Origin of the sequence: Streptomyces sp. NPDC005706 (assembly GCF_040631045.1) — a bacterium.
In the GTDB taxonomy this organism is placed as follows: Bacteria; Actinomycetota; Actinomycetes; order Streptomycetales; family Streptomycetaceae; genus Streptomyces.
In genome coordinates this window covers 132,878-152,625 of sequence record NZ_JBEXYS010000009.1, presented here as the reverse complement: position 1 = coordinate 152,625, position 19,748 = coordinate 132,878, and the positions used below count along the sequence as shown (strand labels likewise).

The window sequence follows — 19,748 nt, the reverse complement described above, 5'->3', positions numbered from 1 at the left end:
TTTGCTCAGCCACGTGACAGCTGTACGAGAACGGAGCCGCGCCCATGGGTGAGCAGCAGCAGGTGAAATTCCCGCAGGATGTCGTCGACGAGTACGCCGCGCTCGGCGTCGACCTGCCCGCACTGTTCTCCGCGGGCCACCTCGGCACTCGCATGGGCGTGCAGATCCTGGAGGCGTCGGCGGAGCGGGTCGTCGGCACCATGCCGGTCGAGGGCAACACCCAGCCGTACGGGCTGCTGCACGGCGGCGCGTCCGCGGTGCTGGCGGAGACCCTGGGCTCGGTCGGCTCCATGCTGCACGGCGGCAGCTCGAAGATCGCGGTCGGCGTCGACCTGAACTGCACCCATCACCGCGGCGCCCGCTCGGGCCTGGTGACCGGCGTGGCCACGCCCGTGCACCGGGGGCGCTCCACGGCCACGTACGAGATCGTCATCAGCGACGAGGAGGGACGCCGGGTCTGCACCGCCCGGCTGACGTGCCTGCTGCGCGACGTCCGCAAGGGCGACGAGGCGCACGTGCCGAACACCGGCGCCTGACCGCCGTCCGGCGGGGCCGCCCAGGCCCCGCCGGCCCGCCACGGCCCCGCCCGCTCCATCCCCACTCACCCGGTGACCGCGACGCGAAACAGCGTCACCGCCCTGCCGCCGCACCCAAGTTGACGGCCCGGCAGACCGCGGGCCCGCCCCGCCCCGTCCCGGACGGATCCGCGCCTCGCCGCCGCGCGCGTCCGGGCACCGCCGCACCGCGCCGCGCGCCCCTCTTCCGGACAAAGGGACGCTTCCCCGCAAGATCATCACAATCCTCCCCATGGGCGGAACGCGGAAAAGCGCCGACCCCGTCGGGCTCCTTTCCTTCGCGGTAACTCTATGTAATACGCGCGCAATCCAGATTCTCGGTTTCGGCCACCGCGCCCACGGATCCCAGGAGCGCGCAGCAGCCCCGAAAGTCGCCTGCAGCAACAGAGTTGCGTAATTACCAAAACCGACGAGACGCCTGAACACGCCGACGCCGTCCTGCACGTTCTCAGAATGCGGACGGGGCGAATCGACCTGAATTCATGCGTTCCCCCCACCCAGTACCGCTCTGCATTACCTCGTGTCATAACAAGAGCGTCACAGCCTTGGACAAGCACTCCTCCACGTTGTGCACACACGCTTAGAGTCACGGCCAGTCACCGCTCCATCGGGAGTTCGGTACCGGCGCGGCACCCAACGCCCCACACACGGGGCGAACGTGCCTGCGGAAAGGATCGATTGTGCGACAGCGTTCTCTGGTGATTCTTACCTCCGTTCTGACCACCGGAGCTCTGACCCTCACCGCCTGCGGCTCCCGCAACGACGACAGCAAGGGCGGCGACAGCGGCAACGTGACGGTCACGATCGGCGTCGACGCCCCGCTGACCGGTCAGAACTCCGCGACGGGTCTCGGCATCCAGTACGGCGCCCAGATCGCCGTCGACGACGCCAACAAGAACAAGACCGTCCCCGGCGTCACCTTCAAGATCAAGGCACTGGACGACAAGGCGATCCCCGCCACCGGCCAGCAGAACGCCTCCCAGCTCGTCGCCGAGAAGGACGTCCTCGGCGTCGTCGGCCCGCTCAACTCCGGCGTGGCCACCCAGATGCAGCAGACCCTCGCCTCGGCCAACCTGGTGGAGATCTCCCCCTCCAACACCGCGCCCGAGCTGACCCAGGGCAAGAACTGGCAGACCAGCAAGTCCCGCCCGTTCAAGTCCTACTTCCGCACGGCCACCACCGACGCCCTCCAGGGCGCCTTCGCCGCCGACTACGCCTACAACGGCCTCAAGAAGAAGAAGGCCTTCGTAGTCGACGACAAGCAGACCTACGGCGCCGGCCTCTCCAAGATCTTCAAGGCCCAGTTCGCCAAGCAGGGCGGCAAGGTCGTCGGCACCGACCACGTCAACACCGGTGACCGCGACTTCTCCACCCTCGCCACCAAGATCAAGAACTCGGGCGCCGACATCCTCTACTACGGCGGCCAGTACGACGAGTCCCAGGTGCTGACCAAGCAGCTCAAGGACGCCGGCGCCGACATCCCGCTGTTCGGCGGCGACGGCATGTTCACCCCGACCTACATCAAGACCGCCGGCAAGGCCGCCGAGGGCGACCTCGTCACCTCCATCGGCGTTCCCGTCGACACCCTGCCCGCCGCCAAGGACTTCGTGGCCGCCTACAAGGCCAAGAAGTACCCCGGCGACTACGGCACCTACGGCTCCTACGCCTACGACGCCACCACCGCCATCATCAAGGCCGTCGGCCAGGTCGTGAAGGACGGCAAGGTGCCCTCCGACGCCCGCCAGCAGGTCGTCGACGCCGTCCAGAAGAGCTCCTTCGACGGCATCTCCGGCAAGATCTCGTTCGACGAGTACGGCGACACCACCAACAAGCAGCTGACCGTCTACAAGGTCACCAACGGCGAGTGGAAGTCCGCCAAGAGCGGCGTCGCCAACCCGAAGTAGTTCAGCCGGACACACCGCACCACCAGGGCCGCGCGGCGCAGACCACCGTCACCGCGCGGCCCGCCTTCTACGCCCCCCCCTGACTCTCCCCACCACATGGAGGCCATGCGGTGAACACCCTGCCGCAGCAGCTGGCCAACGGGCTGTTCCTCGGCTCGATGTACGGGCTGATCGCCATCGGTTACACGATGGTGTACGGCATCGTCCAGCTCATCAACTTCGCCCACGGCGAGATCTTCATGACCGGAGGCTTCGGCGCACTCACGGTCTACCTCGCCCTGCCGGACGGCATATCCATGTGGATAGCCCTGCCGGCGATGCTCATCGGCGGCGCACTGGTCGCCGTGCTCATCGCCGTCGGCGCCGAGCGCTTCGCCTACCGCCCCCTGCGCGGCGCACCACGCCTCGCACCACTCATCACCGCCATCGGTCTCTCACTCGCCCTGCAGCAGGCCGTCTTCAACTGGTACCCCGACGCCAAGTCGGCCCGCGTCTTCCCGCAGCTGCCCTTCGGCCCCCTGCACCTCGGCTCCGTGACCGTCCAGAGCGGCGACGTCTTCCTCATCATCGCCGCCCCCCTGTGCATGGCCGTCCTCGCCTTCTTCGTCCGGCTCTCCCGCACCGGCCGCGCCATGCAGGCCACCGCCCAGGACCCGGACACCGCACAGCTCATGGGCATCGACACCAACCGCATCATCGTCATCGCCTTCGCCATCGGCGGCTTCTTCGCCGCCGTCGCCGGCCTCTCCTACGGCCTCAAGTACGGCTCCGTCTCCTACGACATGGGCTTCATCGCCGGCCTCAAGGCATTCACCGCGGCCGTCCTCGGCGGCATCGGCAACATCTACGGCGCCATGCTCGGCGGCCTCGTCCTCGGCCTCGCCGAAGCCATGGCCACCGCCTACATCGCCGACATCCCCGGCATGCAGCAGCTCGGCGGAGGCGGCTGGGCCGCCGTCTGGGCCTTCGTCCTCCTCATCCTCGTCCTCCTCTTCAGACCACAAGGCCTGCTCGGCGAGCGCGTCGCGGACAGGGCGTGAGCACCATGACCGACACCACCACCCAAGCACCGGCCACGGCCACCCACGGGCCCGTCCCGCTGCCGCCCGCCGCCGCCCGCCTGCTCATCGCCACCGGCGCCGTGGGCACCATCGCCAGCACCTTCATGAGCTGGACCTGGACCCCCGCGTTCCCCGGCGACCTCACCGTCTACGGCTACCCCGCGGGCCTCCAGATCCTCGCCCTCGTCGCCGGCGCCCTCACCCTGCTGTTCGCCCTCACCCTGTGGAACACCAAGGGCCTGCGCTGGCTCAACCCCGCCGGCGCCACCTCCCCCGTCTTCCTCACCGCCCTGTCGGCGTTCACCGTCTGCTGGTTCACCGGCATCGCCATCGCCGTCGACCTCAACGGCCTGGTCAACCTCGACCCCGGCGCCTACATCGCCATGGCCGCCTCCGCACTCCCCGTCATCGGCGCCCTCGCCCTGCCCCACCCCGCCCCCGGCACCGGCCTGCGCGGCTACCTCACGAAGCCCGCACAGCCCCGCCCCGGCACCCTGTCCCCGCTCCTCGAGCGCGGCATCATCACCGCCGGCACCGCCGTCGCCCTCATCGCCTTCACCTACGGCATCGGCATCGACAACGACGCGAGCGAAACCTTCATCGGCTTCCTCCTCCTCGTCGTCTTCGCCGCCTGGGGCCTGATGCACACCGGCCTCGTCGACCGCTACGCGACCATGGCCGCCCACCACAAGGGCTTCGCCTCCGCGCTGGCCTTCCTCGCCGCCGTGCTCTTCCCGTTCACCCAGAGCGACGACCACAACGCCAACGTCGGCGTCAACATCCTCATCTTCGCCACCGTCGCGCTCGGCCTGAACATCGTCGTCGGCCTCACCGGCCTCCTCGACCTCGGCTACGTCGCCTTCCTCGGCGTCGGCGCCTACGCGGCCGCCCTCGTCTCCGGCTCCGAGTACTCCCGCTTCTCCGGAGTGCACTTCCCCTTCTGGGCCGCCGCCCTCACCGGCATGGCCGCCTCGCTCGTCTTCGGCGTCCTCATCGGCGCCCCCACCCTGCGACTGCGCGGCGACTACCTGGCCATCGTCACCCTCGGCTTCGGAGAGATCTTCCGCATCACCGTCAACAACCTCGACGGCGACTCCGGACCCGACATCACCCGCGGCCCCAACGGCATCACCCAGATCCCCGACCTGGACATCCTCGGGTTCAAGTTCGGCGAAGCACACCAGATAGCCGGGTTCACACTCGGCCGATTCGCCAACTACCTCTTCCTGATGCTCATCGTCACGGCCATCGTCGTACTCGTCTTCACCCGCGCCGCCGACTCCCGCATCGGCCGCTCCTGGATCGCCATCCGCGAGGACGAGACCGCCGCCACCGCCATGGGCATCAACGGCTTCCGCGTCAAGCTGATCGCCTTCGCCCTCGGCGCCTCCCTCGCCGGCCTCGCCGGCACCGTGATGGCCCACGTCAACTACAGCGTCAACCCCCAGCCCTACCAGTTCGCCGGCGCCGCCCCGCCCAACTCGGCCTTCCTCCTCGCCGCCGTCGTCCTCGGCGGCATGGGCACCGTCAGCGGCCCGCTCCTCGGCGCCAGCGTCCTCTACCTGGTCCCCGAGAAGCTCCAGTTCCTCCAGAACTACGAACTGCTCGCCTTCGGCATCGCGCTCGTCCTGCTCATGCGCTTCCGGCCGGAAGGCATCATCGCCAACCGCCGCCGCCAGCTCGAATTCCACGAAATCGGCCAACTCGACGTCCCCGAACAGAGAACGCTCACCGACGAACCGGCCGTCACCAAGGCAGGGGCGTAAAGAACCATGACGACACCCGTACTCGAAGCCCGTGACGTCACCATGCGCTTCGGCGGCCTCACCGCCGTCCGATCCGTCGACTTCACCGTCAACAGCGGCGAGATCGTCGGCCTGATCGGCCCCAACGGCGCCGGCAAGACCACGTTCTTCAACTGCCTCACCGGCCTGTACGTCCCCACCGAAGGCACCGTCGCCTTCAAGGGCAAGGTCCTCCCGCCCAAACCGCACCTGGTCACCCAGGCCGGCATCGCCCGGACCTTCCAGAACATCCGGCTCTTCGCCAACATGACCGTCCTGGAGAACGTCCTCGTCGGCCGCCACACCCGCACCAAGGAAGGCCTCTGGTCCGCCCTCCTGCGCGGCCCCGGCTTCCGCAAGGCCGAAAAGGAGTCCGAGGCCAAGGCCATGGAACTCCTCGAGTTCGTCGGCCTCGCCGCCAAGCGCGACCACCTCGCCCGCAACCTGCCCTACGGCGAGCAGCGCAAGCTGGAGATCGCCCGGGCACTCGCCAGCGAACCCGGCCTGCTGCTCCTCGACGAGCCGACAGCCGGCATGAACCCGCAGGAGACCCGGACCACCGAAGAACTCGTCTTCGCCATCCGGGACAAGGGCATCGCCGTCCTCGTCATCGAGCACGACATGCGCTTCATCTTCAACCTCTGCGACCGCGTCGCCGTCCTCGTCCAGGGCGAGAAGCTCGTCGAAGGCACCTCCGACGTCGTCCAGGCCGACGACCGCGTCGTCGCCGCCTACCTCGGCGAACCCTTCGAGGGCGACCCCGGCCAGGCCGAGGCCGCCGAGGTCGAGGCGGCCGAGGTCGCCGCCGGCACCGAGGCGACCGCCCCGAAGACCGACGCCGCGCCCGAGCCCGCCCAGGCCGACGCCACCAGCCCGGACGACGCCGACGACGCCGCACCCGCCGACGCCGGCACCACCGGCGACACGGAGAGCGCCGACGCCGGGAGCGACAGCGCGGAGAGCACCAGCACCACCAAGGGAGACACCCAGTGACCGCACTGCTGGAGGTCGAGGACCTCAGGGTCGCCTACGGCAAGATCGAAGCCGTCAAGGGCATCTCGTTCAGCGTCGAGGCCGGCCAGGTCGTCACCCTCATCGGCACCAACGGCGCCGGCAAGACGACCACCCTGCGCACCCTCTCCGGACTGCTCAAGCCCAGCTCCGGAAAGATCCTCTTCGAGGGCAAACCACTCACCGGCGTCCCCGCGCACAAGATCGTCTCCCTCGGACTCGCCCACTCCCCCGAGGGCCGGCACATCTTCCCGCGCCTCACCATCGCCGAGAACCTCCAGCTCGGCGCCTTCCTCCGCAAGGACAAGGAAGGCATCGAGAAGGACATCCAGCGCGCCTACGACCTCTTCCCCATCCTCGGAGAACGCAGGAAGCAGGCCGCCGGTACCCTCTCCGGCGGTGAGCAGCAGATGCTCGCCATGGGCCGGGCCCTGATGTCCCAGCCCAAGCTGCTGATGCTCGACGAACCCTCCATGGGCCTCTCGCCGATCATGATGCAGAAGATCATGGCCACGATCGTCGAACTGAAGGCCTCCGGCACGACGATCCTGCTCGTCGAGCAGAACGCCCAGGCGGCGCTCTCGCTCGCCGACCAGGGCCACGTCATGGAGGTCGGCAGCATCGTCCTCTCCGGCACCGGACAGGACCTGCTGCACGACGAGTCCGTGCGCAAGGCGTACCTCGGCGAGGACTGAACCCCGCCGCGGACCGCACGTACGACGAGGCCCGCGCCCCCTTCTCCGGGGCGCGGGCCTCGTCCTGTGCGCGGAGGGCTCAGCCCTTCTTCGCGGACTTCTTCTCGTCGTTGTCCGCGATGACCGCCTCGGCGACCTGCTGCATCGACAGACGCCGGTCCATCGACGTCTTCTGGATCCAGCGGAACGCGGCCGGCTCGGTCAGCCCGTACTCCGTCTGCAGGATGGACTTCGCACGGTCCACCAGCTTGCGCGTCTCCAGCCGCAGGGTGAGGTCCGCGACCTCCTTCTCCAGCTCCCGCAGCTCGGTGAACCGGGACACCGCCATCTCGATCGCCGGGACGACGTCGCTCTTGCTGAACGGCTTCACCAGGTAGGCCATGGCGCCGGCGTCCCGGGCCCGCTCCACCAGGTCGCGCTGCGAGAACGCGGTCAGCATCAGCACCGGGGCGATCGACTCCTCGGCGATCTTCTCGGCCGCGGAGATGCCGTCCAGCTTGGGCATCTTCACATCGAGGATCACCAGGTCGGGGCGGTGCTCGCGGGCCAGTTCGACGGCCTGCTCGCCGTCCCCGGCCTCGCCGACGACGGTGTACCCCTCCTCCTCCAGCATCTCTTTCAGGTCGAGCCGGATCAGGGCCTCGTCCTCGGCGATGACGACACGGGTCGTCAGCGGAGGCACGTGCGACTTGTCGTCGTCGGGCACGTCTACGGGCTGGGGCGACTCGGGGGCGGTCACGCGTGCGCTCCTCGTTCCGGGGCGGGCAGGTATCACTGCCTATGCAGCCTACCTAGCGGCGGCGAGCCCGGCGCACCCGGTACACTCACCGCAGTGCCTGGCCGGGTTGGTGGAACGGTATACACGGAGGTCTCAAACACCTCTGCCTGAAAGGGCTTGCGGGTTCGAATCCCGCACCCGGCACCGTGAAAGCGGAGGATCACATTCGCGTGATCCTCCGCTTTTTGCTGCGTGTCGCGACACGCGGTCACGCACCGTGTCCGCATGATCCAGCACACGCCCACGACGCGCGCCCAAGCGGTCGAGCTCATGCGCCAGGGCGTCCCCAACAGGGTGGTCGCCGAGCGTCTCGGCGTGGCGCGGGGCACCGTCGGCTGGTGGCGCAGCGAGGACCGAAAGGCGCGAGGCGAGCAGTACGAGCCCCCGACGGACTGCCCCCGGTGCACCGGCCGCGCCGTCGACGGGGAGGCGTACGCGTACCTGCTGGGGCTCTATCTCGGCGACGGCCACATCATCTCGAAGCACAAGCAGCACCACCTGTCCGTCTTCTGCAACGCTTCTCAGACCGGCCTGATCGCCGCGGCCGAGGTGGCGATGCGCAGGGTGATGCCGCTGCCCAGCGTGAAGCCGCGTCGCCGGTCCGGCTGCGTCGAGGTGAAGTCCTACAGCAGGCACTGGCCCTGCCTCTTCCCCCAGCACGGCCCCGGCAAGAAGCACGAGCGACGGATCGTCCTGGAGCCCTGGCAGCAGGACATCGTCGACGAGTACCCCTGGGAGTTCGTCCGCGGCCTGATCCACTCCGACGGATGCCGTGTCACCAACTGGACGACTCGCCTGGTCGGCGGCGAGCGCAGGCGCTACGAGTATCCCCGCTACTTCTTCACCAACGTCTCCGACGACATCCGGCGGCTCTACACGGACACACTCGACAGGCTCGGGATCACATGGACCCACTGCACCCGCCACGGAAACCCGTACAACATCTCCGTAGCCCGCAAAGCCTCCGTAGCCCTCATGGACGCCCACGTGGGCCCCAAGTACTGAGCCACCGCTACTTGGGGCTGTCGTCCTCGCCGATGTGGTGGACTCGGACCATGTTGGTGGTGCCGGGGATGCCGGGGGGCGAGCCGGCGGTGATGACCACGACGTCGCCCTTCTCGCAGCGGCCGTACCTCAGGAGGAGTTCGTCCACCTGGTCGACCATGGCGTCCGTGGAGCCGGCCTCCGGGCCGAGGAAGGTCTCCACGCCCCAGGTGAGGCTGAGCTGGGAGCGGGTGGCCGGCTCGGGGGTGAAGGCCATCAGGGGGATGGGCGAGCGGTAGCGGGAGAGCCGGCGGGCGGTGTCGCCGGACTGGGTGAACGCCACGAGGAACTTCGCGCCGAGGAAGTCGCCCATCTCGGCGGCGGCGCGGGCGACGGCTCCGCCCTGGGTGCGGGGTTTGTTGCGTTCGGTGAGCGGCGGCAGGCCCTTGGCGAGGATGTCCTCCTCGGCGGCCGTGACGATCTTGGCCATGGTGCGCACGGTCTCGATGGGGTATTTGCCGACGCTGGTCTCTCCGGAGAGCATCACGGCGTCGGTGCCGTCGATGACGGCGTTGGCGACGTCGGAGGCCTCGGCGCGGGTGGGGCGGGAGTTGTCGATCATCGAGTCGAGCATCTGGGTGGCGACGATGACGGGTTTGGCGTTGCGCCGGGCGAGTTTGATGGCGCGCTTCTGGACGATGGGGACCTGTTCGAGGGGCATTTCGACGCCGAGGTCGCCGCGGGCGACCATGATGCCGTCGAAGGAGGCGACGATGTCGTCGATGTTGTCGACGGCCTGGGGTTTTTCGACCTTGGCGATGACGGGGAGGCGGCGGCCTTCCTCGTCCATGATGCGGTGGACGTCGTGGGCGTCCTTGCCGCTGCGGACGAAGGAGAGGGCGACGACGTCGAAGCCGGTGCGCAGGGCCCAGCGGAGGTCGTCCTCGTCCTTCTTGGAGAGGGCGGGTACGGAGACGGCGACGCCGGGGAGGTTGAGGCCCTTGTGGTCGGAGATGATGCCGCCTTCGGCGACTCGGGTGTGGACCTGGGGGCCGTCGACGGCGGTGACTTCGAGGCAGACCTTGCCGTCGTCGACGAGGATGCGTTCGCCGGGGGTGACGTCGGCGGCGAGGCCGGCGTAGGTGGTGCCGCAGGTGTTGCGGTCGCCTTCGACGCCTTCTTCGACGGTGATGGTGAAGGTGTCGCCGCGTTCAAGGAGTACGGGGCCTTCGCTGAATCGGCCGAGGCGGATCTTCGGGCCTTGAAGGTCGGCGAGGATTCCGACGCTGCGGCCGGTTTCGTCGGCGGCTTTTCGTACGTGCTGGTATCGGACCTCGTGCTCGGCGTGGGTGCCGTGGCTGAGGTTGAACCGGGCGACGTCCATTCCGGCTTCGACGAGTGCCTTGATCTGGTCGTACGAGTCGGTGGCGGGGCCCAGAGTGCAGACGATCTTTGCTCGGCGCATACGTCGAGCCTAGGCCTTACCCGCGGGTAGGAAATCCGGGGTTCATGTCTGCTCAACAACCGTTGGGTAAAGGGATATTGACAAGTGTTGAATTGTGCGACGGGTCGCTCCTTTGAGCGAAATCTTCACGTCGTACGTTTTCGGTCTTTAGATCTGTGGGGGCCGCATGGTGAATTGGGCGCTGACCTGGGCGCTGATGCGCAGTCGTGGGGGTTCGAGGTCGAGGGGCTGTGCGGGTTCGTCCGGATGGGCGAATGCGGTGCGGCGTCCGCCGCGTTCGAGGGGGCCGTGTCCGGGGTGGGTGGGGTCGGTGCCGGTGTCGGTGAGTTCGATGAGTGCGGCGATGGTGGTGCCGAGGGCGTCGGCGTATTCGCGGGCTCGCTGGAGGGCTTGGTGGACCGCCTGGCGGCGGGCCTGGGCGGGCACGGGTGAGTCGGGGCGCAGGGCCCACGAGGGGCCGTCGACCTGGGTGAGTTCCAAGTCGGCGAGTCGGGTGGTGAGTTCGGCGAGTGCGGTGAAGTCGGTGAGTTCGGCGGTGAGGTGGACGCGGCCGTGGTGGCTGCGTACGCGTTCGCCGCGGCCGTGGGGGGTGAGCTCGGGGGTGATGGTGATGCTGCCGGTGGTCACGTGTTCCACGGCGTCGCCGTAGGACTTGATGAGGTCGAGGGCGGTGGTGTTGCGGCGGGTGAGGTCGTCGAGGGTGGTGCGGCGGTCGCGGCCGCGGGCGGTGATGGTGACGCCGATGCGGGCGGTTTCGGGTTCGGCGTCGATCTCGGCTTCGCCGCGGACGGTGAGGAGGGGGGCGTCGGGGGTGCCGTGGGGTGGGGTCGCGGGTGGGGTCATGTGTCCCACTGTGTCATGGGGTTTCCGCTTCTGCGGCGTGAGTTGGGGCTGCAGGTCACCAGATCGAAACCGAATGGACCTGTTGCTTTCGGTCATGCTCGGGTCAGAATCTACGCGCGTTGTTGACCGTTTCCCCGAGGAGACCGAGAGATGCCGTTGAACCGCCGGAAGTTCCTGAAGAAGTCCGCCGTGACCGGGGCGGGGGTGGCGATCGCCGGTACGGGGGCGGCTCCGGCGGCCGAGGCCGCGGAGGCGAAGGAGCCGGGGAAGCACGCGAAGCGGTACTCCCTGACCGTCATGGGCACCACCGACCTGCACGGTCATGTCTTCAACTGGGACTACTTCAAGGACGCGGAGTACTCCGACAAGGCGGGCAACGCGCAGGGTCTGGCGCGTATCTCGACGCTGGTCGAGGGGATCCGCGAGGAGAAGGGCCGCTGCAACACGCTGCTGCTGGACGCCGGTGACACGATCCAGGGCACCCCGCTGACGTACTACTACGCGAAGGTCGACCCGATCACCGCCAAGGGTGGTCCGGTGCACCCGATGGCGCAGGCGATGAACGCGATCGGGTACGACGCGGCGGCGCTCGGCAACCACGAGTTCAACTACGGCATCGAGACGCTGCGGAAGTTCGAGGACCAGCTCGACTTTCCGCTGCTGGGTGCCAACGCGGTCGACGCGAAGACGCTGAAGCCGGCCTTCCCGCCCTACTTCATGAAGAAGTTCCATGTGCCGGGCGCTCCGCCGGTGAAGGTGGCCGTGCTGGGTCTGACCAACCCGGGTATCGCGATCTGGGACAAGGCGTATGTGCAGGGGAAGCTGGCGTTCCCGGGTCTGGAGGAGCAGGCCGCGAAGTGGGTGCCGAAGCTGAGGGCGATGGGCGCGGATGTGGTCGTGGTGTCGGCGCATTCGGGTACGTCGGGCAACTCTTCGTACGGTGACCAGTTGCCGTATGTGGAGGACGCGGCGGCGAATGTGGCGCGGCAGGTGCCGGGGATCGACGCGATCCTGGTGGGGCACGCGCATCTGGAGATTCCGGAGCTGAAGGTCGTCAATGAGAAGTCGGGCCGGACGGTGGTGCTGTCGGAGCCGCTGTGTTACGCGGAGCGGCTGAGTGTCTTCGACATCGAGCTGGTGTTCGGCAAGGGCAGGTGGGAGGTGGAGTCGGTCTCCGCTTCGCTGCGTGATTCGAAGACGGTGGCGGACGACCCGCGGATCACGAAGCTGCTGAAGGACGAGCACGACAAGGTCGTGGCGTACGTCAACCAGGTGGTGGGCCGGGCGACGCAGACCCTGACGACGGTGGAGGCCCGTTACAAGGACGCGCCGATCATCGATCTGATCACCAAGGTCCAGGAGGACGTGGTGAAGGGGGCGCTGGCGGGCACGGAGTACGCGTCGCTGCCGGTGATCGCGCAGGCGTCGCCGTTCTCGCGGACGTCCCAGATTCCGGCCGGTGACGTGACGATCCGGGATCTGTCGGGTCTGTACGTGTACGACAACACGCTGGTCGCGAAGTTGATGACGGGTGCGCAGGTGCGGGCGTACCTGGAGTACTCGGCGGGGTACTACGTGCAGACGGCGGCGGGCGCGGTGGTCGACGTGGAGAAGCTGACGAACGCGGGTGGCCGTCCGGACTACAACTACGACTATGTGTCGGGTCTGTCGTACGACATCGATGTGGCGCAGCCGGTGGGTTCGCGGATCAGGAACCTGGCGTTCGGTGGTGTGGCGCTGGACGACGCGCAGCAGTTCGTGATGGCGGTGAACAACTACCGTGCCAATGGTGGTGGTGCGTTCCCGCATGTGGCGTCGGCGAAGGAGCTGTGGTCGGAGTCGACGGAGATCCGTACCCGGATCGCGGAGTGGGTGACGGCGAAGGGTGTGCTGGATCCGAAGGACTTCGCGTCGGTGGACTGGCGGCTGACGCGGGACGGCACTCCGGTGTTCTGATCTGCGGGTGGGGTTTGTCGGCGGCGCCGGTGCGGGTTTTCGCACCGGCGCCGTCGGTGTGTGTGCCGGTTTCATTCGAGGAGTGGGACGAGTTGTCCGGCCTGTCTGGCGTGCGGCATCCGGGGTGTGGGTTCCTGGAGTCCGAAGGTGGTGAAGGCGGTGCGGGTGGGCAGGGGGTACTGCTCTTTGCCGGTGAGGGAGTTGAGGATGGTGGCGCTGCGCCAGGCGGTGAGGCCGAGGTCGGGGGCGCCGACGCCGTGGGTGTGCAGTTCGGCGTTCTGGACGTAGAGGGAGCCGGTGACGGCGGGGTCGAGGACGAGGCGGTAGTCCTCGCCGATGCGGGGGCGTTCGCTGTTGTCGCGGCGCATGTAGGGGTCGAGTCCGGTGAGGATGTGGTCGAGGGGGCGTTCGCGGTAGCCGGTGGCGAGGACGACGGCGTCGGTGGTGAGCCGGGAGCGGGCGCCTTGCTGGAGGTGTTCGAGGTGGAGTTCGATCTGCCCGGTGGCGATGCGGCCGGCGGTGCGGACGTGGACGCCGGGGGTGAGGACGGTGTCGGGCCAGCCGCCGTCGAGGGTGCGCCGGTACAGCTCGTCGTGGATGGCGGCGAGGGTGTTCGCGTCGATGCCCTTGTGGAGTTGCCATTGGGCGGTGGTGAGCCGGTCGCGGACGGGTTCGGCGAGGGCGTGGAAGTAGCGGGTGTAGTCGGGGGTGAAGTGCTCGAGGCCGAGTTTGGAGTACTCCATCGGTGCGAACGCTTCGGTGCGGCCGATCCAGTGGAGTCTTTCGTGGCCGGTGGGACGGTGGCGGAGCAGGTCGAGGAGGACTTCGGCGCCGGACTGTCCGGAGCCGACGACGGTGATGTGGCCGGCGGTGAGGAGGGTGGCGCGGTGGTCGAGGTAGTCGGCGGCGTGGATGACGGGGACGCCGGGTGCTTCGGCGAGTGGCCGCAGGGTGTCGGGGACGTGGGGGGTGGTGCCGATGCCGAGGACGATGTTGCGGGTGTGGGTGCGGCCGTGGGTGTGGGTGTCGAGGTGGGTGTGGTCGATTTCGAAGGCGTCACGTCGGGGGTTCCAGCGGACGGCGTCGACGCGGTGGTGGAAGCGGAGTCCGGGCAGGTGCTGGGAGACCCAGCGGCAGTAGGCGTCGTATTCGGCGCGCTGGATGTGGAAGCGTTCGGCGAAGTAGAAGGGGAAGAGCCGTTCCTGGGTCCTGAGGTAGTTGGGGAAGCTCCAGGGGCTGGTGGGGTCGGCGAGGGTGACGAGGTCGGCGAGGAAGGGGACCTGGATGGTGGCGCCTTCGATGAGCAGGCCGGGGTGCCAGTCGAAGCGGGGGTGTTGTTCGTAGAAGACGGCGTCGAGTTCGGCGAGGGGGTGGGCGAGGGCGGCGAGGGAGAGGTTGCTGGGGCCGATGCCGATGCCGACGAGGTCGCGGGGGGTGCCGGGCTCGTGGTGTGGGGGGTTGGTCATGCCGGGGTGGCTCCTTCGGTGAGTTCGAGGAGTGCGGCCAGTTCGTGGGGCCGGGTGTGGGGGTTGAGGAAGGTGGCCTTGAGCCAGAGTCGTCCGTCGGGCCGGGCTCGTCCGAGGACGGCCCGGCCTTCGTGGAGCAGGCGGCGTCGTACCTCGGCGACGGCGGTGTCGGGGGCGCCGGCGGGCCGGAAGAGGACGGTGCTGATGACGGGCCGGTCGTAGAGTTCGTGGCGGGGGTGCCGGTGGACGAGGCCGGCGAACTCGTGGGCGTGGGCGCAGACCTGGTCGACCAGGGTGCCGAGTCCGGTGCGGCCGAGGGTTTTCAGGGTGACGGCGATCTTGAGGATGTCGGGGCGGCGGGTGGTGCGCAGGGAGCGGCCGAGCAGGTCGGGGAGGCCTGCTTCGGTGTCGTCGTCGGCGTTGAGGTAGTCGGCGTGGTGGTGGAGTGCGGTGAGTTCGTGGGGTGCGGCCACGGCGAGGAGTCCGGCGGCGGCTGGTTGCCAGCCGAGTTTGTGCAGGTCGAGGGTGACGGTGTGGGCGGCTTCGAGTCCGGCGAGTTTGTGGCGGTGCCGGTCGCTGAAGGTGAGGCAGGCGCCGTAGGCGGCGTCGATGTGCAGGCGGGCGCCGTGGGTGGCGCACAGGCGGGCGATCTCGGGCAGTGGGTCGATGAGTCCGGCGTCGGTGGTGCCGGCGGTGGCGGCGACGAGCAGGGGGCCGGGCTCGGTGGTGAGGGTGTGGTGGAGGGCGGCCGGGTCGAGGGTGCCGTGTGGGGTGGGGACGACGACCGGGTCGGGCAGGCCGAGCAGCCAGGCGGCGCGGGGCAGGGAGTGGTGGGCGTTGGTGCCGCAGACCAGCCGGACGCCGCTGCCGTGGGTCTCGCGGGCGAGGAGCAGGGCGAGTTGGTTGGATTCGGTGCCGCCGGTGGTGACGAGGGCGTCGGTGAGGCCGATGAGCCGGGCGAGTGCGCGGGTGACCTCGGCTTCCAGGGCGGAGGCGGCGGGGGCCTGGTCCCAGGAGTCCAGTGAGGGGTTGAGGGCGCTGGCGGCGAGGTCGGCGGCGGTGGCGACGGCGAGCGGCGGGCAGTGCAGGTGGGCGGCGCAGAGTGGGTCGGCGGGGTCGGCGGCGCCTTCGGCGAGGGCGTGTACGAGGGTGCGCAGGGCGTCGGGGTCCGGGTCGTCGGGGATGATGCCGGTTCCGAGGGCGGCGGTGATCCGTGCGGTGACGGTGTCGGGTCCGCCGGCCGGCAGTGGTCCGCCGCGGGCCCGGCGGCCGGTGGTGAGGGCGTCGAGGACGGTGTCCAGGAGGGGTCGCAGGGCGGTGGGGCCGTCGGGTCCTGAGGCGAGGGGCGGCATGCTCATGGGCTCTCCTGCGGGGCGCGGGACGGGCGGGCGGCCGTGGAGAGGGCCCATCCGTCCGGAGAGCTCAACGACCGGTACCTGGTTGTGGGTACTGCCGTACGGGGAAAACGCGTTGGAGCGGTGGAGCGGTGGTGGTGTCGCGGCTACCGTCGTTCGGATGGTTGACGCGTGGATGATCGAGGTGCCCGGTGAGCGGGTGGTGGTGCGTGAGCCCGGTCCGCGGGACGAGGTGCCGCTGCTGACGTTGTTCGAGGAGTGCGAGGACTGGTTCGTGGCGGCGACGGGGCTGCCGTCGGGGCCGGGTGATGTGCAGGGCCTGTTCTACGCGCTGCCGGAGGGCGCGAGTCCGCGGGACAAGGTGCTGCTGGTGCTGGAGCGGGACGGGGTGGTCGCGGGGCTGGTGGACGCGGTGCGGGATCATCCGGAGCCGGGGGCGGTGGCGGTGGGCCTGTTTCTGCTGGCGCCGTGGGCGCGGGGCAGGGGGCTGGGCCGTGCGCTGGCGGAGTCCTTGCTGGCCCGTGCGGGTGCGGTGTCCCTGGTGACGGCGTCGGTGCCGGCGGGCTGGCGCTCCGGTGAGGGTTTTCTGCGGCGGCTCGGTTTCTCCCTGGGTGCGGCCGTTCCGGCGCGCAGCACGGTGGGCAACCGGCGGGCGGGTCCGCGCCAAGGGGGTGTGCGGCGGGCGGAGTTGCGGGTGGGGAACGGTTAGGTGCTCCCCTGTCCTGGACGGCGTGATGCCCCCGCTCTTTCGGTGAGCGGGGGCATCACGTTGCCGGGGGTGTCCGGTGTTACTCGCCGCGGACGCGCAGGGCGCGGGCGAGGTCGTCGAGTTCGTCGACGAGTTTGCGGCGCAGGGCGGCGACCGGTTCCGCCTCGCGCAGGCAGGCTTCGCCGAGGGCGAGGTTCTCGGCGTCGACCGCGTGGTGGGGGAAGGCCCAGTGTCCGGCGGCGGCGGCGATGGCGGGGCCGCGGCGGGCGGCGGTCGTGACGGCGTCCTGGTAGTAGCGCGGTACGTAGGCGCGGACGAGGTCGGCCTGTTCGGGCTGCCAGAAGCCGCGGGCGGTGGCGGTGAAGAGGTAGTTGGAGAGGTCGTCGGTGGCGAACATCGCGTCCCAGGCGGCGCGTTTGGCCTGCGGGTCGGGGAGTGCGGCGCGGCAGGTGGCGGCGCCTTCCTGGCCGCTGGCGGACGGGTCGCGTTCCAGTTCGGCGGCGATGGCGTCCTCGTCGGTGGCGCCGAGGACGGCGAGCCGGCCGAGGATGCGCCAGCGCAGTTCGGGGTCGAGTTCGGGTCCGCCGGGGACCGTGTCGTCGGCGAGCCACGCGGCGATGGTGTCGGGGTGGGCGGCGACGTCGATGAAGTGGCGTACGGCGATGAGGCGCAGGCCGGGGTTGTCGCCGTCCTCGGTGCGGCGCAGCAGGTCGCGGCAGAGGGAGCTGAGGGTGGCGAGGGCCGCGGGGCGGTCCTCGGGACGCAGGTAGCGGTCGGTGATCTGGTGGGCGGCGAAGGCGAGGACGCCTTGGGCGAGGGCGAGGTCGGTTTCGAGGGGCAGGTGGGTGCGGGCCGCTTCGAGGTAGGCGGTGGGCGGGAGTTCGCCGTCGCGGACGGCGTCGCGCAGCGCGTTCCACACCACGGCGCGGGTGAGGGGGTCGGGCAGTCCGGACAGGCCGGTGCGGACCGCTTCGAATGACTCGTCGTCGAAGCGGATCTTGGCGTAGGTCAGGTCGGCGTCGTTGATGAGGGTCAGTGCGGGGCGTTTGCCGATGGGCTGTGGTGCGGTCTGCGGGACATCGAGGCTGATGTGCTCGCGTGGGGTGAGGCGGCCCTCGTCGGTGAGGTCGTGGTCGTAGAGGCCGACGGTGACGCGGTGCGGGCGGCTGCCGGTGCGGTCGACGGTGAGGGCGCAGGTGCCGTCGGCGGCGGCGATGCGCGGGCTGAGGGTGTCGACTCCGGTGGTGCGCAGCCAGGCGTCGGCCCAGGCGTGGACGTCGCGGTCGGTGGCCGCGGCGAGGGAGTCGATGAAGTCGGCGAGGGTGGCGTTGGCGAACCGGTGCCGTTCGAAGTGGATGTTGATGCCGGCGAGGAAGTTCTTCTCGCCGAGCCAGGCGACGAGCTGGCGGAGTGCGGAGGCGCCCTTGGCGTAGGAGATGCCGTCGAAGTTGAGCAGGGCGGCGGCGGTGTCGTCGACGGCCTCGGGGGCGACGGGGTGGGTGGAGGGACGCTGGTCGGCGTCGTAGCCCCAGGCCTTGCGGGCGACGCCGAACTCGACCCAGGGCTGGGTGAAGCGGGTGGCTTCGAGGGTGGTCTGGTAGCCCATGTATTCGGCGAAGGACTCGTTGAGCCAGATGTCGTCCCACCACTTGAGGGTGACGAGGTCGCCGAACCACATGTGGGCCATCTCGTGGGCGATGACCATGGCGCGGGTCTGCCGTTCGGTGTCGGTGACGGCGGAGCGGAAGACGTACTCGTCGCGGAAGGTGACGAGGCCGGGGTTCTCCATGGCGCCGGAGTTGAACTCGGGGACGAAGGCCTGGTCGTAGGAGTCGAAGGGGTAGGGCTCCTCGAACTTCTCGTGGTAGCGGTCGAAGCAGGCGCGGGTGACGTCGAGGATCTCCTCGGCGTCGGCGTCGAGGTGGGGGGCGAGGGAGCGGCGGCAGTGGATGCCGAAGGGCAGGCCACGGTGTTCGGTGCGCAGCGAGTGCCAGGGGCCGGCGGCGACGGCGACGAGGTAGGTGGAGATCAGCGGGGTGGGGGCGGCCTGCCAGCGGCCCTGGCCGAGGTGTTCGGTGATGCCGTTGGCGAGGACGCTCCAGCCGTCGGGGGCGGTGACGGTGAGTTCGAAGACGGACTTGAGGTCGGGCTGGTCGAAGGCGGCGAAGACGCGCTGGACGTCGTCCAGGAACATCTGTGTGTAGACGTAGGTCTCGCCGTCGGTGGGGTCGGTGAAGCGGTGCATGCCCTCGCCGGTGCGGGAGTAGCGCATGGCGGCGTCGACGCGCAGTTCGTGCTCGCCGGCGGTGAGGTCGCGCAGCGGCAGCCGGTTGCCGTCGAGGGTCTCCGGGTCGAGGGGTTGTCCGTCGAGGGTGACGGTGCGCAGGCGGGCGGGCTTCAGCTCGACGAACGTGTCTCCGGCGGTCCGTGCGGTGAACCTGATCACGGTACGGGAGTCGAAGGTCTCGTCCCCCGTGGTGAGGTCGAGTTCGACGGTGTAGCGGTGGACGTCGAGGAGCTGTGCTCGGTGCTGCGCTTCGTCGCGCGTGATGACGGACATGGACGCCATGCTGCCTGATGGCATCCGCAGCGGACAGGGGCGGATCGGTACACGGCTTATGTCCGATGTCGCGCCCCGTGCCGCCGTGTCCGCTCTCGCTGCGCCGGCGGGCCGGTGCGGGGGGTGTCAGCCGGCCGTGGCGGACGGTCCGCCGTCGGTGTCCTCGGCGATGGACTCGTGGTGCCGGATCACCTCGGCGATGATGAAGCCCAGGAACTTCTCGGCGAAGGCCGGGTCGAGCTTGGCGTTCTCGGCGAGGCGGCGCAGCCGTTCGATCTGCCGGGCCTCGCGGGCCGGGTCGGCGGGCGGGAGCTGGTGCCGTGCCTTGAGCCGGCCGACCTGCTGGGTGCACTTGAAGCGCTCGGCGAGCATGTGGACGACGGCCGCGTCGATGTTGTCGATGCTGTCGCGCAGCCGCTCCAGCTCCTGGCGGACCGCGGGGTCGACGTCACCGGTACCGGTGTTGCTGATGGTCATGGCGGTCAACCCTAAGGGTGGCGCGGCCCCGCGATCACTGGGTGACCAGCATGCGATCAGTCCCCGGCGGGCCGCGGGCGGGGCGGCCGGGCGGGTGCCCGCTTACAGTGGAAGGGGGTTCCGGG

At 69.5% G+C, this 19,748-nt stretch carries 16 protein-coding genes and 1 tRNA gene; 10 read left to right on the top strand and 7 right to left on the bottom strand.

Features of this window, described 5'->3' with window-relative positions; all coding sequences use genetic code 11:
- The first annotated feature begins 44 nt into the window (after positions 1-44).
- The 6 genes from ABZ478_RS18065 (at position 45) to ABZ478_RS18040 (ending at position 7,030) form a co-directional block, all read left to right on the top strand.
- Positions 45-536 carry a hotdog fold thioesterase gene (locus ABZ478_RS18065; protein WP_359550339.1) on the top strand — a complete coding sequence of 164 codons (492 nt, stop codon included), beginning with the start codon at positions 45-47 and terminating at the stop codon, positions 534-536.
- A 734-nt stretch (positions 537-1,270) separates the two neighbouring features.
- Positions 1,271-2,479, top strand: a complete 1,209-nt coding sequence (locus ABZ478_RS18060; RefSeq protein ID WP_359550495.1) for a branched-chain amino acid ABC transporter substrate-binding protein — start codon at positions 1,271-1,273, stop codon at positions 2,477-2,479.
- 110 nt (positions 2,480-2,589) lie between these two features.
- A complete protein-coding gene (locus ABZ478_RS18055; RefSeq protein ID WP_199210157.1) occupies positions 2,590-3,519 on the top strand; it encodes a branched-chain amino acid ABC transporter permease in 930 nt (309 codons plus the stop codon).
- 5 nt (positions 3,520-3,524) lie between these two features.
- Positions 3,525-5,306: a branched-chain amino acid ABC transporter permease gene (locus ABZ478_RS18050; protein ID WP_359550492.1), complete on the top strand. Its 1,782-nt coding sequence runs from the start codon at positions 3,525-3,527 to the stop codon at positions 5,304-5,306.
- 6 nt (positions 5,307-5,312) lie between these two features.
- Positions 5,313-6,317, top strand: coding sequence for an ABC transporter ATP-binding protein (locus ABZ478_RS18045; protein ID WP_359550336.1), 1,005 nt, complete (start codon positions 5,313-5,315; stop codon positions 6,315-6,317).
- Positions 6,314-7,030, top strand: a complete 717-nt coding sequence (locus ABZ478_RS18040; protein WP_359550335.1) for an ABC transporter ATP-binding protein — start codon at positions 6,314-6,316, stop codon at positions 7,028-7,030. Before ABZ478_RS18045 ends, ABZ478_RS18040 begins: the two co-directional genes overlap by 4 nt.
- Positions 7,031-7,109: 79 nt before the next feature.
- Here the strand turns inward: ABZ478_RS18040 and ABZ478_RS18035 are convergent, their stop codons facing one another.
- On the bottom strand, positions 7,110-7,769 hold the full coding sequence (locus ABZ478_RS18035; protein ID WP_358931206.1) for a response regulator: 660 nt from the start codon (positions 7,767-7,769) through the stop codon (positions 7,110-7,112).
- Positions 7,770-7,869: 100 nt separating this feature from the next.
- On the opposite strand from ABZ478_RS18035, the gene ABZ478_RS18030 reads away from it, so the two are divergent.
- Positions 7,870-7,952 (top strand) — tRNA-Leu (locus ABZ478_RS18030).
- 81 nt (positions 7,953-8,033) lie between these two features.
- Positions 8,034-8,813, top strand: a complete 780-nt coding sequence (locus tag ABZ478_RS18025; protein ID WP_359550332.1) for a helix-turn-helix domain-containing protein — start codon at positions 8,034-8,036, stop codon at positions 8,811-8,813.
- 7 nt (positions 8,814-8,820) lie between these two features.
- Here ABZ478_RS18025 and pyk read toward each other — a convergent pair whose 3' ends face one another.
- Positions 8,821-10,257: a pyruvate kinase gene (pyk, locus tag ABZ478_RS18020; protein WP_359550329.1), complete on the bottom strand. Its 1,437-nt coding sequence runs from the start codon at positions 10,255-10,257 to the stop codon at positions 8,821-8,823.
- A 147-nt stretch (positions 10,258-10,404) separates the two neighbouring features.
- The gene (locus ABZ478_RS18015) at positions 10,405-11,100 is read right to left on the bottom strand and encodes an SIMPL domain-containing protein (protein ID WP_359550326.1); all 696 of its coding nucleotides are present in this window, start codon (positions 11,098-11,100) and stop codon (positions 10,405-10,407) included.
- A gap of 150 nt (positions 11,101-11,250) precedes the next feature.
- Between ABZ478_RS18015 and ABZ478_RS18010 the strand changes: the two genes are divergently transcribed.
- Positions 11,251-13,056, top strand: coding sequence for a 5'-nucleotidase C-terminal domain-containing protein (locus ABZ478_RS18010; RefSeq protein WP_359550323.1), 1,806 nt, complete (start codon positions 11,251-11,253; stop codon positions 13,054-13,056).
- A 71-nt stretch (positions 13,057-13,127) separates the two neighbouring features.
- Here ABZ478_RS18010 and ABZ478_RS18005 read toward each other — a convergent pair whose 3' ends face one another.
- Positions 13,128-14,522, bottom strand: a complete 1,395-nt coding sequence (locus tag ABZ478_RS18005) for a SidA/IucD/PvdA family monooxygenase (protein WP_359550321.1) — start codon at positions 14,520-14,522, stop codon at positions 13,128-13,130.
- On the bottom strand, positions 14,519-15,880 hold the full coding sequence (locus ABZ478_RS18000; RefSeq protein WP_359550318.1) for an aminotransferase class V-fold PLP-dependent enzyme: 1,362 nt from the start codon (positions 15,878-15,880) through the stop codon (positions 14,519-14,521). Before ABZ478_RS18000 ends, ABZ478_RS18005 begins: the two co-directional genes overlap by 4 nt.
- Positions 15,881-16,037: 157 nt before the next feature.
- On the opposite strand from ABZ478_RS18000, the gene ABZ478_RS17995 reads away from it, so the two are divergent.
- Positions 16,038-16,586, top strand: coding sequence for a GNAT family N-acetyltransferase (locus tag ABZ478_RS17995; protein ID WP_359550315.1), 549 nt, complete (start codon positions 16,038-16,040; stop codon positions 16,584-16,586).
- Positions 16,587-16,665: 79 nt separating this feature from the next.
- On the opposite strand, the gene pepN is transcribed toward ABZ478_RS17995, so the two are convergent.
- Positions 16,666-19,146 (bottom strand): aminopeptidase N, encoded by a 2,481-nt coding sequence (gene pepN, locus ABZ478_RS17990; RefSeq protein ID WP_359550312.1) that lies wholly within the window; start codon positions 19,144-19,146, stop codon positions 16,666-16,668.
- A 126-nt stretch (positions 19,147-19,272) separates the two neighbouring features.
- Positions 19,273-19,623, bottom strand: coding sequence for a chorismate mutase (locus tag ABZ478_RS17985; RefSeq protein WP_359550310.1), 351 nt, complete (start codon positions 19,621-19,623; stop codon positions 19,273-19,275).
- Positions 19,624-19,748: the final 125 nt, after the last annotated feature.

Coding starts and splice junctions, on each gene's coding strand:
- ABZ478_RS18065 (WP_359550339.1), top strand. CDS start 45: ATGGGTGAGCAGCAGCAGGTGAAATTCCCGCAGGATGTCGTCGACGAG.
- ABZ478_RS18050 (WP_359550492.1), top strand. CDS start 3,525: ATGACCGACACCACCACCCAAGCACCGGCCACGGCCACCCACGGGCCC.
- ABZ478_RS18045 (WP_359550336.1), top strand. CDS start 5,313: ATGACGACACCCGTACTCGAAGCCCGTGACGTCACCATGCGCTTCGGC.
- ABZ478_RS18025 (WP_359550332.1), top strand. CDS start 8,034: ATGATCCAGCACACGCCCACGACGCGCGCCCAAGCGGTCGAGCTCATG.
- pyk (WP_359550329.1), bottom strand. CDS start 10,257: ATGCGCCGAGCAAAGATCGTCTGCACTCTGGGCCCCGCCACCGACTCG.
- ABZ478_RS18015 (WP_359550326.1), bottom strand. CDS start 11,100: ATGACCCCACCCGCGACCCCACCCCACGGCACCCCCGACGCCCCCCTC.
- ABZ478_RS18010 (WP_359550323.1), top strand. CDS start 11,251: ATGCCGTTGAACCGCCGGAAGTTCCTGAAGAAGTCCGCCGTGACCGGG.
- ABZ478_RS18005 (WP_359550321.1), bottom strand. CDS start 14,522: ATGACCAACCCCCCACACCACGAGCCCGGCACCCCCCGCGACCTCGTC.
- ABZ478_RS18000 (WP_359550318.1), bottom strand. CDS start 15,880: ATGAGCATGCCGCCCCTCGCCTCAGGACCCGACGGCCCCACCGCCCTG.
- ABZ478_RS17995 (WP_359550315.1), top strand. CDS start 16,038: ATGGTTGACGCGTGGATGATCGAGGTGCCCGGTGAGCGGGTGGTGGTG.
- pepN (WP_359550312.1), bottom strand. CDS start 19,146: ATGTCCGTCATCACGCGCGACGAAGCGCAGCACCGAGCACAGCTCCTC.
- ABZ478_RS17985 (WP_359550310.1), bottom strand. CDS start 19,623: ATGACCATCAGCAACACCGGTACCGGTGACGTCGACCCCGCGGTCCGC.